The organism is Saccharopolyspora soli, assembly GCF_022678645.1.
Taxonomy (GTDB): domain Bacteria; phylum Actinomycetota; class Actinomycetes; order Mycobacteriales; family Pseudonocardiaceae; genus Saccharopolyspora; species Saccharopolyspora soli.
This window is the reverse complement of the sequence record NZ_JALBWV010000004.1, coordinates 169102-184797: the sequence shown is the minus strand read 5'-3', so window position 1 is coordinate 184797 and position 15696 is coordinate 169102. Positions and strand designations below refer to the sequence as shown.

The window sequence follows — 15696 nt, the reverse complement described above, 5'->3', positions numbered from 1 at the left end:
CACCTCAGGGGACCGTGAAGCAAGCCAGCCACAAGAAACCGCGAAACGCGAGATTGAGCCGGACGCAACCACCACTGCGAATCGCGGAGAGGCGGTACTGGAGGCGGAACTGTCATGAGCCAAGCCCGACCCGTGCGCGCCCCGCGCGGCACAACTCTGACCGCGCGCAGTTGGAGCACCGAAGCGCCGCTGCGGATGCTGCAGAACAACCTCGACCCGGAGGTCGCCGAGCGGCCCGACGATCTAGTGGTCTACGGCGGCACCGGCAAGGCGGCGCGCAACTGGGCGTCGTTCGACGCGATCGTCCGCGAGCTGACCACGTTGCGCGAAGACGAGACGCTGCTGGTGCAATCCGGCAAGCCGGTCGGGGTGCTGCAGACCCACGAGTGGGCGCCGCGGGTGCTGATCGCCAACTCCAACCTGGTCGGTGACTGGGCGAACTGGTCGGAGTTCCGCCGCCTCGACGCGCTCGGCCTGATGATGTACGGGCAGATGACCGCCGGGTCGTGGATCTACATCGGCACCCAAGGGATTCTGCAGGGCACCTACGAGACGTTCGCGGCGATCGCCGCCCGCCGCTTCGGCGGCAGCCTGGCTGGCACGCTGACGGTCACCGCCGGGCTCGGCGGCATGGGCGGGGCCCAGCCGTTGGCGGTGACGATGAACGAAGGCGTGGCCCTGGTCATCGAGTGCAACCCCGAGCGCGTGCACCGCCGGGTTCGGCACGGCTATCTCGACGAGGTCGCCGCGGATCTCGACGACGCGGTTGAGAAGGCCGTCGCGGCGAAGAAGCAGCGGCGCGCGTATTCGGTCGCGGTGCTCGGCAACGCCGCCGAGGTGCTGCCGGAGATGCTGCGGCGCGGCGTGCCGGTGGACATCGTCACCGACCAGACCTCCGCGCACGACCCGCTGTCCTACCTGCCGCTGGGCGTCGCGCTCGAAGACTGGGACGACTACGCGGCGCAGAAGCCCGACGAGTTCACCGAACGGGCGCGCGATTCGATGGCCAAGCACGTGGAAGCGATGGTCGGGTTCCTCGACGCGGGCGCGGAGGTCTTCGACTACGGCAACTCGCTGCGCAGCGAAGCCCAACTCGGCGGCTACGACCGGGCGTTCGCCTACCAGGGTTTCGTGCCCGCCTACATCCGGCCGCTGTTCTGCGAGGGCAAGGGGCCGTTCCGGTGGGCGGCGCTGTCCGGGGACCCGACCGACATCGCCAAGACCGACCAGGCGATCCTCGACCTCTTCGGCGCGGACGAACACCTGGCACGGTGGATCCGGCTGGCCCGCGAGAAGGTGTCCTTCCAGGGCCTGCCCGCGCGGATCTGCTGGCTGGGCTACGGCGAACGGGCCGAGGCGGGCCTGCGGTTCAACGAGATGGTGGCTTCCGGAGAGCTCGCGGCGCCGCTGGTGCTGGGCCGGGACCACCTGGACTGCGGGTCGGTGGCCTCGCCGTACCGGGAAACCGAGGCGATGGCCGACACCTCGGACGCGGTCGCGGACTGGCCGCTGCTGAACGCCCTGGTCAACACGGCCTCCGGCGCGACGTGGGTGTCGCTGCACCACGGCGGCGGGGTCGGGATGGGGCGATCCCTGCACGCGGGACAAGTCACGGTCGCCGACGGCACCGAGCTGGCCGCGCGGAAGCTGGCGCGGGTGCTGACCAACGACCCGGGCATGGGGGTGATCCGGCACGTCGACGCGGGCTACGAGCGGGCGGAGCAGGTGGCGGCCGAACGCGGCCTCCGCACCCCGCTCGTCGGATGACGCGAAGCGGCGGTGCGGTGCTCAACGACGGCGACTCGACCACCCGCACGGCACGCGGAAGTTCGAGGACGGGCTCTGAAACCGGCGCATCCAGCGTGCGCCGGTGTCCGGGAAGGAGCAGGTGTGGCAGGACCGAACGAGTTGTTGGCGGCCATCGCGGACGTTGGCGCGGATCGGCGTCGGGGCGGGTACTCCCGGCACGTCTTCGACGATGCCGAGCGGGAACTGCGCGAATGGTTCGTCGAGCAGGCCGAGGCGCGTGACCTGCGGGTCAGCACCGATCGCAACGCCAACATCTGGGCCTGGTGGGGTGATCCCGGCGACGACGCGGTGGTGACCGGCAGCCACCTCGACTCGGTGCCCGGTGGTGGTGCGTTCGACGGCCCGCTGGGCGTGGTCAGCGCGCTGAGCGCCGTGGACATCTTGCGGGACAAGGGATTTCGGCCCCGCCGGCCGCTGGCGGTGCTGGTCTTCGCAGAGGAGGAGGGCGGTCGGTTCGGCGTGCCGTGCCTGGGGTCCCGACTGCTGACCGGCACCATCGACGCCGACAAGGCCGGTGCGCTCCGCGATCCCAGCGGCGTGACCTTCGCCGAAGCCATGCGCTCGTTCGGCGCGGATCCCGTCCGACTGGGACGGGACGTGGAGGCGCTGCGGCGCATCGGGCAGTTCGTCGAACTGCACGTGGAACAGGGCCGCGGCCTGGTCGACCTGGATCGGCCGGTCGCGGTCGCGTCGTCGATCCTGGCGCACGGCAGGTGGCGGTTCCGGTTCCGCGGTCAGGGCAATCACGCTGGTGCCACGCTGATCTCCGACCGGCACGATCCGATGCTGCCCGCGTCCCAGCTCGTCCTCGCCGCGCGGCGGGCGGCGTCGGGTGTCGCGGGCGGCCGGGCGACGGTGGGCCGACTGGTCCCGAACCCAGGCGGCACCAACGTCATTGCCTCCACTGTGGACCTCTGGTTGGACGCGAGGTCCCCGGACGACCGGTCGACGAGGTCGATGGTCGAGGACCTGTCCGGGGTCGCTTCGGAGTTCGCGTCCGCTGAGGGCTGCCAGGTCGATGTGACCGAAGAGTCCTACGGGGGCACGGTGCACTTCGACGCAGTGTTCCGAGACCAGCTCAGCGGCCTGCTGGACGACGCACCGGCGTTGTCGACGGGAGCTGGCCACGATGCGGGGATCCTCGCCGCCGAGGTCCCGGCGGCCATGCTCTTCGTCCGCAACCCGACCGGTATCAGCCACGCCCCGGAGGAGCACGCGGAGCCTGACGACTGCACCGCAGGCGCGCGAGCACTCGCGCGGGTGCTGGAAAACCTGGCGGGGTGACGCGGGTGACGACGTACTGGTGCGAATGGGCCTGGTTGTCGCCGGGGCCGCAACAAGGCGTGCTCTTCGAGGTCGAAGGCGGCCGCATCACGACGGTGAGTTCCGCGCGAACCCCACCGGAGCACGCCGAACGGCTGCCCGGAATGACGTTGCCCGGTGCCGCGAATGCGCACTCACACGCGTTCCACCGTGCGCTGCGCGGCTGGCACGGCGGTGCCCGCGGCACCTTCTGGACCTGGCGCGAGCAGATGTACCAGGTGGCTGCGGCACTGGACCCGGACAGCTACTACCGGCTCGCTCGCGGGGTTTACGCCGAAATGGCACTGGCCGGGATCACGTGCGTCGGCGAGTTCCACTACCTGCACCACGCGCCGAACGGCGCCCGCTACGACGACCCGAACGCGATGGGCCGGGCCGTCGTGCAGGCTGCCCAGGACGTCGGGATCAGGCTCACCCTGCTGGACACCTGTTACCTGGCGGGCGGTTTCGACCGGCCGCTGGCCGGTGTGCAGCTGCGATTCTCCGACGGCAGCGCGACGAACTGGGCCGACCGACTCGAAGAGTTCACTGTGGACAGTGAGTGGGTGCGGGTTGGTGCCGCCCTGCATTCGGTCCGCGCGGTGCCCGCCGAGGAGATCCCGGAAGTGACGGGCTGGGCCCACAAGAACGACGCCCCGCTGCATCTGCACCTCTCCGAACAGCGCGCCGAGAACGAAGCGTGCCTAGCGGCACACGGATGCACCCCGACCCAACTGCTGGCCTCGCGCGGCGCGTTGGGCGCCGATGTGACAGCGGTGCACGCCACGCATCTGGCCGCATCCGATGTCGCGCTGCTGGGTGGCAGTGGGACCGGGGTGTGCTTGTGCCCGACGACGGAGGCAGATCTGGCCGACGGTATCGGCCCGGCAGCTGCGTTGCACGCTGCCGGGAGCCCGCTTTCGATCGGCAGCGACGGCCATTCGGTGATCGACCCGTTCGCGGAGGTGCAGGCCGTCGAGTCATATCTGCGGTTGGACACCGAGACCCGCGGGCACTTCGCGGCCGAGGAGTTGCTCGCGATGGCGACCACCGCCGGACACCAGGCGCTGGGCTGGGCCGACGCGGGTTGGCTCGGCGTCGGTGCCCGCGCCGACTTCGTCGCGGTCGATCTCGACTCGACACGGCTGGCCGGTGTGGCACCCGAGTCGATCCCGGCTTTCGCACGTGCCGACGACGTGCGGGTGACGATCGCCGACGGTCGGCGCATCGTGCAGGACGGCGCGCACCAGACGATCGATGCCGCGCGAGAACTCCAGGACGCGATCAACGCGCTGCGGTAGACGACTACGACGAGCAGGGATCAGTCAACGATGACAAGCACTGTTATTACCGGCATCGGCGAGCTGACGACGAACGACGAACTCGGCACATTGTCGGATGCCGCCCTGGTCATCGACGGTGACCGGGTCGTGTGGGCCGGTCCCGCGACCAGCGCCCCGGATGCCGACGAGCGGTTCGACGTCGATGGGCGCGCGGTCCTGCCCGGCTGGGTCGACAGCCACACCCACCTGGTGTTCGCCGGGGACCGCACCGCCGAGTTCGCCGCGAGGATGGCCGGAAAGCCCTACCAGGCTGGCGGAATCGCGGTGACGGTGCAGGCGACGCGAGCCGCGACCGACGCGGAGCTGGCCGCCAACTTGCGCAAGCACATCGCGGAAGCCGCAGCGCAGGGCACGACGTGCGTGGAGACCAAGACCGGATACGGCTTGACGGTCGCCGACGAACTGCGGGCGGCGAAGATCGCCGCCGAAGCCGACGAAGTGACCTTCCTCGGTGCGCATCTGGTGCCACCGGGTAGCGATGCGGACACCTACGTGGATCTGGTGTGCGGCGAGATGCTCGATGCCGTCGCGCCGCACGTCCGCTGGTGCGACGTGTTCTGCGAGAAAGGCGCATTCGACGCCGACCAGTCCAGGCGGGTGCTGGAAGCGGCGAAAAGGCGCGGACTGGGGCTGCGGGTGCACGGCAACCAACTCGCGCCCGGACCGGGCGTCCGGCTGGCTGTCGAACTCGGTGCCGCGAGTGTGGATCACTGCACCTATCTCGCGGAGTCCGATGTGGATGCGTTGGCCGATTCGAACACCGTCGCAACGCTGTTGCCCGCGTGCGATCTGTCCACCCGCCAATCGCTGCCTGATGCACGAGCGCTGATCGACGCTGGTGCGACGGTCGCGTTGGCCTCGAATTGCAATCCGGGTTCCTCCTACACCTCGTCGATGGCGTTCTGCGTTGCGACGGCTGTGCTGCAGATGCGGATGAGCATCGAAGAGGCAGTGCGCGCGGCGACCTGGGGCGGCGCGCGGGCGTTGCGCCGCGAGTCGGGTGACGGCGCGGTCGGAGTGCTCCGCGCCGGTGCGCGAGCCGACATCCACGTCCTCGACGCCCCGAGCACGACCTGGCTTGCTTACCGCCCCGGAGTGCCCCTCACCCACGCCGTCTGGCGAGCAGGTGCGCGGCTCAGGTAGGTGTCCGCGACTGCGCCATGAAGAACAGCTCCGGGTCCGCTTCATCCAGGCCGTAGACGATCCCCGCGGAATGCCATCCCAAGGAAAGCAGCAAGGACTGCATGGCGTGGTTGGACAAGTTCGTCGACGTTCCGCCAGGTCGGTGTGACAGGAAGGTTCCCTTCCTCGCGTCAGACCGGCCAGCAGCGCAGTCCGATCTGCCGTCTGGCTGGGTACGAGCCGATGGGGACGGGGACGGTCTGACGTCGGTCCGTCGAGCACCGCCAGGCCCGTCCGGTGACAGGAAGGTTCCCTTGCTCCGTTCCCATGCCGTTGGTCTCCGGGAAGGCACCAGGATTACGCCTTAACGGGAAATGGACTCGCGTTCTTTGTTCGCGAGCAGAGCATCCAGCACGACGCGGACCAACGGGTGGTCTTCGCGTCCGCACTGGACGGCCGCGAAGACGCGGCGCGTCGGCGGCTTGCCCGCGACCGGTCGCGCCACCGCGCCCTGATCCGCGGCGATGGCCGTGCGGGGCACCAATGCGACACCGGCGCCAGCCGCGACCAGCGCCACCACGGCGTGGAAATCATCGGACGTATGCGTGATGTTCGGCACGAATCCCGCGTTCTCGCAGCACACTTGAGCCACCGCGCGGCACGGGTTGCCCGGCAGCGGTGCGATCCACTCGGCGTCGCGCAGTTCGTCGAGCCCGACCTCGGCAGCAGCGCCGAGCGGATGCTCCGGCGGCAACACCACGTCGAACGGCTCCGCGTAGAGCGGAAACCGGCTCACTCGGCGTGCATCGGCCTGCAAAGTGGAGGTGTACTCCATCGAGATCGCGATATCGACCTCGCCAGCCAGCAACATCACCAGGCTGTTGTGCGCTTCAGCGTCACGCACCAGCACCCGGACTTCCGGTGCGCGTCGGCGCAGCGCCACGATCGACGGCGCCACCACCTGGGTGATCGCCGACGCGAAGGACGCGACCTCGACCGTGCCGACCGTGCCCGCCGCGCACGCGGCCAAGCTCGCTTCCGCGCGCTCCAACTCGGCGAGCACCGCCTTGGCGTGCTCGACCAGCAACTCACCTGCCGCGGTCAGCCGCACGCGGCGGCCCTGCCGGACGAGCAGCGGTTGCCCGACCTCGTGCTCCAACGCGATGAGCTGCTGCGACACTGCCGACGGCGTCAGGTACAGCTTCTCCGCCGCCGCTCGCACGGTGCCGTGGTCGGCGAGCGCGCGGAGGATCAAGAGCCGCCGCGGGTCGATCACCGGGCGATGATACCCATCCTGGCCCGCGCCGCGACGAACGCCGAGACCGCCCGTTCCACGTCGTCAGCGCGGTGCGCGGCGGACATCTGGGTGCGGATCCGGGCCTTGCCCTTGGGCACCACGGGATAGGAGAAGCCGATCACGTAAACGCCCTCGGCGAGCAACAGGTCCGCCATTCTGGCTGCCTCGGCGGCGTCGCCGATCATCACCGGAATGATCGGATGCTCGCCGGGCAGCAGGTCGAACCCCTCCTCGGTCATCCGACGGCGGAAAAGCACACTGTTCGCCCGCAGCCTCTCCCGCAGTTCGGGTTGCGAGGCCACCAGGTCCAATGCGGCTAGTGAAGCGGCCACGATCGACGGCGCGAGCGAGTTCGAGAACAGGTAAGGCCGGGAGCGCTGCCGCAACAGTTCGACGATCTCGGCGCGCGCGGACACGTAGCCACCGCTGGCCCCGCCCAGTGCCTTGCCGAGCGTCCCGGTGACGACGTCGACCCGGTCGGCGACGCCGAAGAGTTCGGGTGTACCCGCGCCGGTCGGCCCGGTGAACCCGACCGCATGCGAGTCGTCGACCATCACCAGGGCCTCGTGCTTCTCGGCGAGCGCGCAGATCTCGTCCAGCGGCGCCAGGTAGCCATCCATCGAGAACACCCCGTCGGTGACGACGAGCTTGCGCCGCGCGTCAGCGTTGTCCTGGAGCAGCCGCTCCAGATCGACCATGTCCCGATTCCGGTACCGGGCACGACGGGCTTTGCACAGCCGGATGCCGTCGATGATGCTCGCGTGGTTGAGCTCATCGGAGATGACCACGTCCCGATCGTCGAGCAGAGTCTCGAAAAGCCCGCCGTTGGCGTCGAAGCACGAGCTGTAGAGAATTGTGTCCTCGGTGCCCAGGAATTCCGACAGCCGTCGCTCCAACTCCTTGTGCGGCGCCTGGGTACCGCAGATGAACCGCACCGACGCCATCCCGAAACCCCACTTGGCCAGCGCTCCCTCAGCAGCGGCGAGCAGCGCGGGGTGGTCGGCCAGCCCCAGGTAGTTGTTCGCGCAGAAGTTCAACACCTCGGCATCGGCGACGCCAACCCGCGCGCTCTGCGGCGAGCTCAGCACCCGCTCGTCCTTGTACAGGCCCGCGGCTCGGATTTCGGCCAACTCGGCCCGCACGTCATCGGCGATCGTGTACATCAGGCGGAACCTTTCGCTGTCCAGTCGAGGATGACCTTGCCGCACCGGCCGCTGCGGGCCGTGTCGAACGCCTCGGCATGCTGCGTGTACGGGAACCGGTGCGTGATGACCGGCGCGAGGTCCAATCCGGACTCCAGCAGCACCGACATCGCATACCAGGTTTCGAACATCTCCCGCCCGTAGATGCCTTTGACGGTCAGCATTTTGAACACCACCGAGCTCCAGTCGAACGAGAAGCTCTCGGCGGGCAGCCCCAGCATCGCGATCCGGCCACCGTGCGACATGTTCTCCACGACCTCCCGCAACGCCGACGGCTGCCCGGAGACCTCCATCGCGACATCGAAGCCTTCACTCATGCCCAACTGCTGCTGCGCGTCCGCGATGCGGGTCCGCGAGACGTCCACGGCCAGATCCACCCCGACCCGCCGGGCCAGTTCCAGCCGGTGCTCGCTGACATCGGTGATCACCACGTGACGCGCACCCGCGTGCTTGGCCACCGACGCCGCCATCAGCCCGATCGGCCCGGCGCCGGTGATCAGCACGTCCTCACCGACGACCGGGAAGCTGAGCGCGGTGTGCACCGCATTGCCGAACGGGTCGAAGATCGCCGCGACATCCGGATCGACCGCGCTGCGATGCACCCAGACGTTCTGCTCCGGCAACACGGCGAACTCGGCGAACGCGCCGTTTCGGTGCACCCCGAGGCCCTTCGTGTGCGCGCACAGGTGACGGCGGCCCGCGAGGCAGTTGCGGCACTTGCCGCACACCAAATGGCCTTCACCGCTGACGAAATCGCCGACCTCGGCCTGGGTCACCGCGCTGCCGATCGCCACCACCTCACCGGCGAACTCGTGACCGACGACCAGCGGGGTGGGCACGGTGCGCGCCGCCCAGTCGTCCCACGACGCGATGTGCAGGTCCGTCCCGCAGATCCCGGTGCGCATCACCCGCACCACCACCTCGTTCGGACCGGGCGTGGGATCGGGGAGCTCAGCCAACTCCAAGCCAGGCGCGGGTGAGGTCTTCACCAGTGCGCGCAACTCGCCTCCACTCTGGATGGTGCTCGTCGCAACGGAGTTTGGCCCGGTGCGGGCAGACCGGTCCATCTCGACTTTCTGCACTGACTGGTTAGCGCCGCTGCACAACGCGCCGCGCCCCACCGCCTTCGACGAGTGGGGCGCGGCGCGGTCAGTGGGTTCAGCGGATCCCGGCCAGCCCACCCGTCGGGTCGGAGAGCTGGTCGTCCTGTTCCTGCTGGTCGTCCTGGCCCTGCTGGTCTTCGGGGCTGAGCAGGTCCTGCTGGCCTTCTTGGTCCTGTTGGCCCAGCTGGCCTTCCTGGTCCTGTTGGCCTTGTTGGCTCTCCTGGTCCTGTTGGCCCAACAGGGCGTCCTGGCTCGGCATGTCTCCCTGGCTCGACTGGTCGTCCTGGCCCAACTGGTCCTGCTCGGACGACTGCTGGAAGTCGCCGATCGCTTCGGCGATCGTGGCCAGAACCTGGTCCGGGTCCGGCGGCTGCGGTTCGTGGGCAGCAGCGGCAGTTCCGGCCGTTCCCAACACGGCAAGGCCGGTGAGCAGGGTGCTGGCAAGCAGACGTCGCATGAAACTCCTCCGTAGTCGTGGTTGGCATTGCCACCGCAGAGGCGATCACACATCTGCCGCACTCGCCGGGTACGTCACCCCGTAGTGGATCAATTCCCCAATCCCGGCACCGCCCCGGCCACGTTCGAACACCGCAGAAGCGAGCCCCAACCGGTTTGCGGGCCTAGCGGAATCGAAGCAAGGGAACCTTCCTGTCACCGGACCGCGGATAGAGGAGGCGGCCGGTGCGAGGAAGGGAACCTTCCTGTCACTCGCGTAGTCCGGGGGTGGGAGTTTCCCGGTCCCGGCGGCTACGGCTTGACTTCTACTTTGGTGGAGATTTGAGGATCGTTGCCGGAGTTGGTGAGCAAGGGGAGGCCCGATGACGACCAGCTGCAACGCACTGCCCGACATCACCCGATCCGACGTTGGCACGATCCTGGTCAGCCCGTGGCTCGTGGGCACCCCGCAACGGCAGCGGGACGCGGTGGACGCGACTATCGAGGAGTGGCAGAACGCGCCACAGCCGAAGGCGTTCCTGTCGCTGAACTGCTTCGTGAGCGGCGACGGAGCGACCGTGTTGAACTACGCGCAGTGGACCGACGACGATGCGCACCGCGAGTTCATGCGGACCTACCGGCCAGCTCTGGTGCGCGGCATCGATGAAGTCGTGCCGGGCATCGAACGTCCTGGACTGGTCCGGTACCGCCTGCACGGCAGCCTCGCCGCGACCGAGCGCGGTCGCGGCGAAGTGGTGGCGGTCTTCACGTCGGACGCCAACGGCATCGAGCACGCGCGGAACCTGCTCGACGAGGCTCGCGCCCGGATCGGTGCGGAATCTGATCTCCCGCCGGGGCTGCACGCCGTCCACTTCCACATCAGCATCGACGGCGCCAGGGTGCTGATCTACGAGGAGTGGTCCGATGAAGCGGCAGCCACCAACGGCACCCACCACCTCGAACCCCCGACCGCCGACAACCTCTACCGACTGCACCGAAGCATCACCCACTACAGGAGCTGACCGTGGAGCAAGGGAACCTTCCTGCCACTGCCGGGTCGACGGAGCCCGTGTCGACGCGAGGATGGGAACCTTCCTGTCATTTGCGGCAGGAAGGTTCCCTTGCTGTCGATCGTTGTGAAGGGCTGTTCGGCGGACGCGTGGCGTAAGAGGCCCATCCGGTTGGGGAATCTGCCGTCCGGCTGTGAACGGCGTCATGAATGCGGTTCAATTCCGCGGCCGACGATTGAGCGCGGGACTGGCTCGAACGCGTCGAAGCGGGCGACCGCATCTCGGGACGGTCCGAGTTCGCGATGGAAGGGCGGCTGGGGAGAGCCCCGCTGCCATGCCCGTGTCAGCGAAGGGCTCTTCCCGCGGTCTTCGCCGTTACTCGTCGTCGGCGTCGTCGCGGGCGAGGAACGTGGCCAGCCGCTCGGTGGCGTCCTCGAACTCGGGGTTGAGGTCCACGAAGGCCCGCATCCGGTCGGCGACCCAGGCCAGCGTGACCTCGTCGTCACCGCGACGATCTTCGAGTTCCTCAATGCCGCGGTCGGTGAAATACACCGTGTCCTCCTAGTTTGTCCGTCCTGGGACGGTGTGCTCAGGGTGGGCAGAACAGCAGACTACGAAACGCCATGTCGGGCACGGCAACGGAACTGGCTTTGCTGACGGAAAAGTTCCCATGCTCCTGCTGCGCGCCCTGGCCCTCGGCCGGAGGCCGGAGCTGAATGCCACGCCGAAACGGCGCGACCGCACCCAGCCTGACGTGAGGAAGGGAACCTTCCTGCCACGGAACCGCGCCAGGGCCTGCTGCCGGGCCGCGACACGAAACGGGCCGCCGGTTCCTGGTGGGAACCGGCGGCCCGTGTCAGCCGTGAATCAGGCGAAGGCTTCGTGCACGACCTCGGCCTGCTCGACCTCGTGGACCTTGGCCATACCGGTGGCCGGTGCGGCCATCGGACGGCGCGAGACCCTTTCGAGCTTGCCGACCAGTTGCGGGAACAGTTCCGGCAGGGCCAAGCCCAGGAACGGCCACGCACCCTGGTTGGCTGGCTCCTCCTGCGTCCACCGGATCGAGGTGGCATTCGGGTACCGCTCGAACACCGCACCCAGCTTGCGGTGCGGCAACGGGTAGAGCTGCTCCAACCGGACGATCGCGGTGTCGGTGATGCCCTGCTTGTCCCGGTGCGCGGCCAGTTCGTAGTAGAGCTTGCCGGTGCACAGCACCACGTTGCGCACCCCAGCGGGGTCCGGCTGCGCCGGGTCGTCGATCACCGACGTGAACTTGCCCTCGGTGAAGTCCTCGACCGGGCTGCTCGCGGCCTTCAACCGCAGCATCGACTTCGGTGTGAACACCACCAGCGGACGGTGGATGCCGTCCAACGCGTGCCGCCGCAGCAGGTGGAAGTAGTTCGCCGGAGTCGACGGCAGCGCGACCGTCATCGACCCCTCGGCGCACAGTTGCAGCCACCGCTCGATGCGCCCGGAGGTGTGGTCCGGCCCCTGGCCCTCGTGCCCGTGCGGCAGCAGCATGACCACGTCGGACCGCTGACCCCACTTGGCCTCGCCCGACGAGATGAATTCGTCGATGATCGACTGGGCGCCGTTGAAGAAGTCACCGAACTGCGCTTCCCACAGCACCAGGGAGTCCGGGTTGCCGACCGAGTAGCCGTACTCGAAGCCCAGCGCCGCGAACTCCGACAGCGCCGAGTCGTAGACCATGTACTTCGCCTGGTCGCTCGACAGGTTCTGCAGCGGGGTGTACTCGGTGTTGTCCTTGCGGTCGATGAGCACCGAGTGCCGCTGGCCGAAGGTGCCGCGGCGGCTGTCCTGGCCGGTCAGGCGGACCTGGCGGCCCTCCATGACCAGCGAGCCGAACGCCAGCAGCTCACCGAACGCCCAGTCGATGCCGCCTTCGCGACCCATCTTGGCGCGCCGTTCCAGCACCGGCTTGACGCGCGGGTGCGGGGTGAAGCCCTCCGGCAGGTTGATCTGTGACTCGGCGATGCGCTCCACGGTCTCCCGCGAGATCGCCGTGGCCAGCCCGCGCGGCACCAACTGCTCGGCCTCCACCGACGGGCTCGGCGCTGGCGGGTGCTTCTCCAACTCGCGCACCTCGTTGAACACGTGCTCCAGCTGGGACGCGTAATCCTTCAGCGCCTTCTCGGCCTCTTCGACGGTGATGTCACCGCGGCCGATCAGCGCCTCGGTGTAGACCTTGCGGACGCTGCGCATCTTGTCGATCGCGTCGTACATCTTCGGCTGCGTCATCGACGGGTCGTCACCCTCGTTGTGCCCGCGGCGGCGGTAGCAGACCATGTCGATCACGACGTCCTTGCCGAACGCCTGGCGGTACGCCACGGCCAGCTTGGCGACCCAGACGCAAGCCTCCGGGTCGTCGCCGTTGACGTGGAACACCGGGGCACCGATCATCTTGGCCACGTCGGTGCAGTACTTGCTCGACCGCGAGTGCTCTGGCGCGGTGGTGTAACCGACCTGGTTGTTGGCGATCACGTGAACCGTGCCGCCGGTGCGGTAGCCGCGCAGCAGCGACAGGTTCAGCGTCTCAGCGACAACGCCCTGACCAGCGAAAGCCGCATCGCCGTGCAGCAGCACCGGCAGGACCGTGAAGCCCTCCTGGCCCTTGTCCAGCAGGTCCTGCTTGGCGCGGACGATGCCCTCCAGCACCGGGTCGACGGCTTCCAGGTGCGACGGGTTGGACGTCAGCGACACCTTCGTCTCGCCGTCGCCGAACATCCGGAAGTACTTGCCCTCGGCACCGAGGTGGTACTTGACGTCACCGGAGCCGTGCGCCTGGCCCGGGTCCAGGTTGCCCTCGAACTCGCGGAAGATCTGCGAGATCGGCTTGCCGACGATGTTGGCCAGCACGTTGAGCCGACCGCGGTGCGGCATGCCGATGACGACCTCGTCGAGCTCGTGCGCCGCCGAGGTGTCCAGCACGGCATCCAGCAGCGGCACCACGGTTTCGGCGCCTTCCAGCGAGAAGCGCTTCTGACCGACGTACTTGGTCTGCAGGAAGGTCTCGAACGCCTCGGCCGCGTTGAGCTTCGACAGGATGTACTTCTGCTCGGACGGTTCGGGCTTGGTGTGCGGCTTCTCGACCCGCTGCTGCAGCCATTCGCGTTCGTCGGGTTCGAGGATGTGCATGTACTCGACACCGACCGTGCGGCAGTACGAGTCGCGCAGCACGCCCAGCACGTCGCGGAGCTTCATGTGCTCCTTGCCCGCGAAACCGCCGACGGCGAACTCGCGGTCCAGGTCCCACAGCGTCAGGCTGTGCGACAGGACGTCGAGGTCCTCGTGCCGCCGCTGCCGGTAGTTCAGCGGGTCGATGTCGGCCATCAGGTGGCCGCGAGTGCGGTAGGCGTCGATCAGTTCGAGCACGCGGGCGGTCTTGTCCACCGCGCCCTCGGGGATGTCCTGCGTCCAGCGCACCGGCTCGTACGGGATGCGCAGCGAGGCGAAGATGTCGTCGAAGAACCCGTCCCCGCCCAGCAGCAACTGGTGGACCTTGCGCAGGAAGTCACCCGACTCCGCGCCCTGGATGACGCGGTGGTCGTAGGTGGACGTGAGCGTCACGATCTTGCTGATGCCCATGTCGACCAGCGTCTTCTCGCTGGCGCCCTGGAACTCGGCCGGGTAATCCATCGCGCCGACGCCGATGATCGCGCTCTGCCCCTTGGTCAACCGCGGCACCGAGTGGTTCGTGCCGGACGGGCCGGGGTTGGTCAGCGAGATCGTGGTGCCAGCGAAGTCTTCGGTGGTGAGGGCGTTGCTGCGGGCCTTGCGGATGATGTCCTCGTACGCCTGCCAGAACTGGTAGAAGGTCATGTCCTCGCACGCCTTGATGGAAGCGACCACGAGGTTGCGCGACCCGTCCTTGCCCGGCAGGTCGATGGCCAGACCCAGGTTGATGTGCTCCGGCGTGACGGCCGCGGGCTTGCCCTTGGCGTCCTCGCCGTAGTGGCGGTTCATGTTCGGGAAGTCCCGCACCGCCCGGACCAGCGCGTAGCCAATCAGGTGGGTGAAGGAGACCTTGCCGCCCTTGTTCCGCTTCAAGTGGTTGTTGATGACGATGCGGTTGTCGAACAGCAGCTTGGCCGGGACCGCGCGCACGCTCGTCGCAGTCGGCACGGTCAGCGACTGATCCATGTTCTTGGCAATCGCGGCAGCGGCACCGCGCAGCGTCTTGACGTCGCCACCGGCCGGTGGCTCCTTCACCGGAGCGGCCTTGGCGGCCTGCTGCGGGGACGGCTTGGGTGCAGCGGCGGGTGTGCTCGCCGGAGGTGCGGTCGCAGCGGCGGCAGGCGGGGCCTGCCCATTGGTCTCACTGGTGCGCGTCGCGGTTGCCGTGGTCGTCGGGGCCGCTGCAGCGGCAGCCGCAGCAGCGGTGTTCTCGGTGGCTGCCTGGCCCGACTTGTAGTCGGCGAAGAATTCGTGCCACGCCGAGTCTACTGAAGTGGGATCTTGGAGGAACTGCTCGTACATCTCCTCGATCAACCACTCGTTGGGGCCGAACTGTGACGCAGGGCTGCTGGACACGGCTGGCGTTCGCCTCGATCCATATGCTCGTGATTTACAGACACACTCAGGTACCAGGCTAGCGGTCCGATTCGCGAGGTTGACACACAGTACGGCCGTTCGGTCGACGAAGTCGGTCACAAAATCGATCACGAAAGCCCAGCGTGTGGGGAATGCTCCCCGTTCGGCTCACGCGAACGATCATCGGCTGCACTAGCCTGCCCCGCTTGAGGTTGGCGTCGCTTGGTACTACTCCGTCTGGGTTGTCGCCCACCTCTAGTATGACGTTTCACGGACACGCTGTGTTCCCGCCCTGTGACCGACCTTTCCCAGTTCACGGACCCGTCGGCACTACTGCACCGCGAGCCCCAGCACGGTGTGGGCGAACGCCAATCCCGGTCGCGGAGAGTGGCGGGAAAATTCCCCTCTGCACACCCAACGCCCCACCGCGGCGGTCTGGTGACAGGAAGGTTCCCTTGCGGCATCCCAGCCCGGCGGGTCGGCGGCGGATGAAAGGAAGGTTCCCTTCCTGTCACTCCGCCC

Annotated in this window: 12 protein-coding genes; 5 read left to right on the top strand and 7 right to left on the bottom strand. The window is 68.2% G+C overall.

The genetic code is table 11. From position 1 onward, the window contains the following. The first annotated feature begins 114 nt into the window (after positions 1 to 114). The 4 genes from hutU (at position 115) to hutI (ending at position 5597) form a co-directional block, all read left to right on the top strand. The gene (gene hutU, locus MOQ72_RS04820) at positions 115 to 1767 is read left to right on the top strand and encodes a urocanate hydratase (RefSeq protein ID WP_242180812.1); all 1653 of its coding nucleotides are present in this window, start codon (positions 115 to 117) and stop codon (positions 1765 to 1767) included. Positions 1768 to 1890: 123 nt separating this feature from the next. Continuing rightward, positions 1891 to 3093: an allantoate amidohydrolase gene (locus MOQ72_RS04815; RefSeq protein ID WP_242180810.1), complete on the top strand. Its 1203-nt coding sequence runs from the start codon at positions 1891 to 1893 to the stop codon at positions 3091 to 3093. 5 nt (positions 3094 to 3098) lie between these two features. Then, a complete protein-coding gene (locus tag MOQ72_RS04810) occupies positions 3099 to 4412 on the top strand; it encodes a formimidoylglutamate deiminase (protein ID WP_242180809.1) in 1314 nt (437 codons plus the stop codon). Positions 4413 to 4442: 30 nt separating this feature from the next. Then, entirely contained in the window at positions 4443 to 5597 is a 1155-nt protein-coding gene (hutI, locus tag MOQ72_RS04805; protein WP_242180806.1) for an imidazolonepropionase, read from the top strand. Here the strand turns inward: hutI and MOQ72_RS44315 are convergent. The 5 genes from MOQ72_RS44315 to MOQ72_RS04785 all read right to left on the bottom strand — a co-directional run bounded on the left by MOQ72_RS44315 (position 5590) and on the right by MOQ72_RS04785 (position 9635). Further along, positions 5590 to 5715, bottom strand: a complete 126-nt coding sequence (locus MOQ72_RS44315) for a hypothetical protein (RefSeq protein ID WP_277953539.1) — start codon at positions 5713 to 5715, stop codon at positions 5590 to 5592. The two genes, hutI and MOQ72_RS44315, sit on opposite strands and share 8 nt — an antisense overlap. Positions 5716 to 5940: 225 nt before the next feature. Further along, complete coding sequence (locus MOQ72_RS04800) at positions 5941 to 6852, bottom strand: LysR family transcriptional regulator (protein WP_242180804.1); 912 nt, start codon at positions 6850 to 6852, stop codon at positions 5941 to 5943. Further along, the gene (locus tag MOQ72_RS04795; RefSeq protein WP_242180803.1) at positions 6849 to 8036 is read right to left on the bottom strand and encodes a glycine C-acetyltransferase; all 1188 of its coding nucleotides are present in this window, start codon (positions 8034 to 8036) and stop codon (positions 6849 to 6851) included. Before MOQ72_RS04795 ends, MOQ72_RS04800 begins: the two co-directional genes overlap by 4 nt. Continuing rightward, positions 8036 to 9076: an L-threonine 3-dehydrogenase gene (gene tdh, locus MOQ72_RS04790; RefSeq protein ID WP_242180801.1), complete on the bottom strand. Its 1041-nt coding sequence runs from the start codon at positions 9074 to 9076 to the stop codon at positions 8036 to 8038. Before tdh ends, MOQ72_RS04795 begins: the two co-directional genes overlap by 1 nt. A 157-nt stretch (positions 9077 to 9233) precedes the next feature. Then, entirely contained in the window at positions 9234 to 9635 is a 402-nt protein-coding gene (locus MOQ72_RS04785; RefSeq protein WP_242180799.1) for a hypothetical protein, read from the bottom strand. Positions 9636 to 9996: 361 nt separating this feature from the next. On the opposite strand from MOQ72_RS04785, the gene MOQ72_RS04780 reads away from it, so the two are divergent. Then, entirely contained in the window at positions 9997 to 10635 is a 639-nt protein-coding gene (locus MOQ72_RS04780) for a hypothetical protein (RefSeq protein WP_242180798.1), read from the top strand. A gap of 363 nt (positions 10636 to 10998) precedes the next feature. On the opposite strand, the gene MOQ72_RS04775 is transcribed toward MOQ72_RS04780, so the two are convergent. Together MOQ72_RS04775 and MOQ72_RS04770 are read right to left on the bottom strand one after the other, a co-directional pair. Then, positions 10999 to 11175, bottom strand: coding sequence for a DUF6104 family protein (locus tag MOQ72_RS04775; protein ID WP_242180795.1), 177 nt, complete (start codon positions 11173 to 11175; stop codon positions 10999 to 11001). Between the two features lie 315 nt (positions 11176 to 11490). Next, positions 11491 to 15120, bottom strand: coding sequence for a multifunctional oxoglutarate decarboxylase/oxoglutarate dehydrogenase thiamine pyrophosphate-binding subunit/dihydrolipoyllysine-residue succinyltransferase subunit (locus tag MOQ72_RS04770; RefSeq protein WP_242180881.1), 3630 nt, complete (start codon positions 15118 to 15120; stop codon positions 11491 to 11493). Between the last annotated feature and the right edge of the window lie 576 nt (positions 15121 to 15696).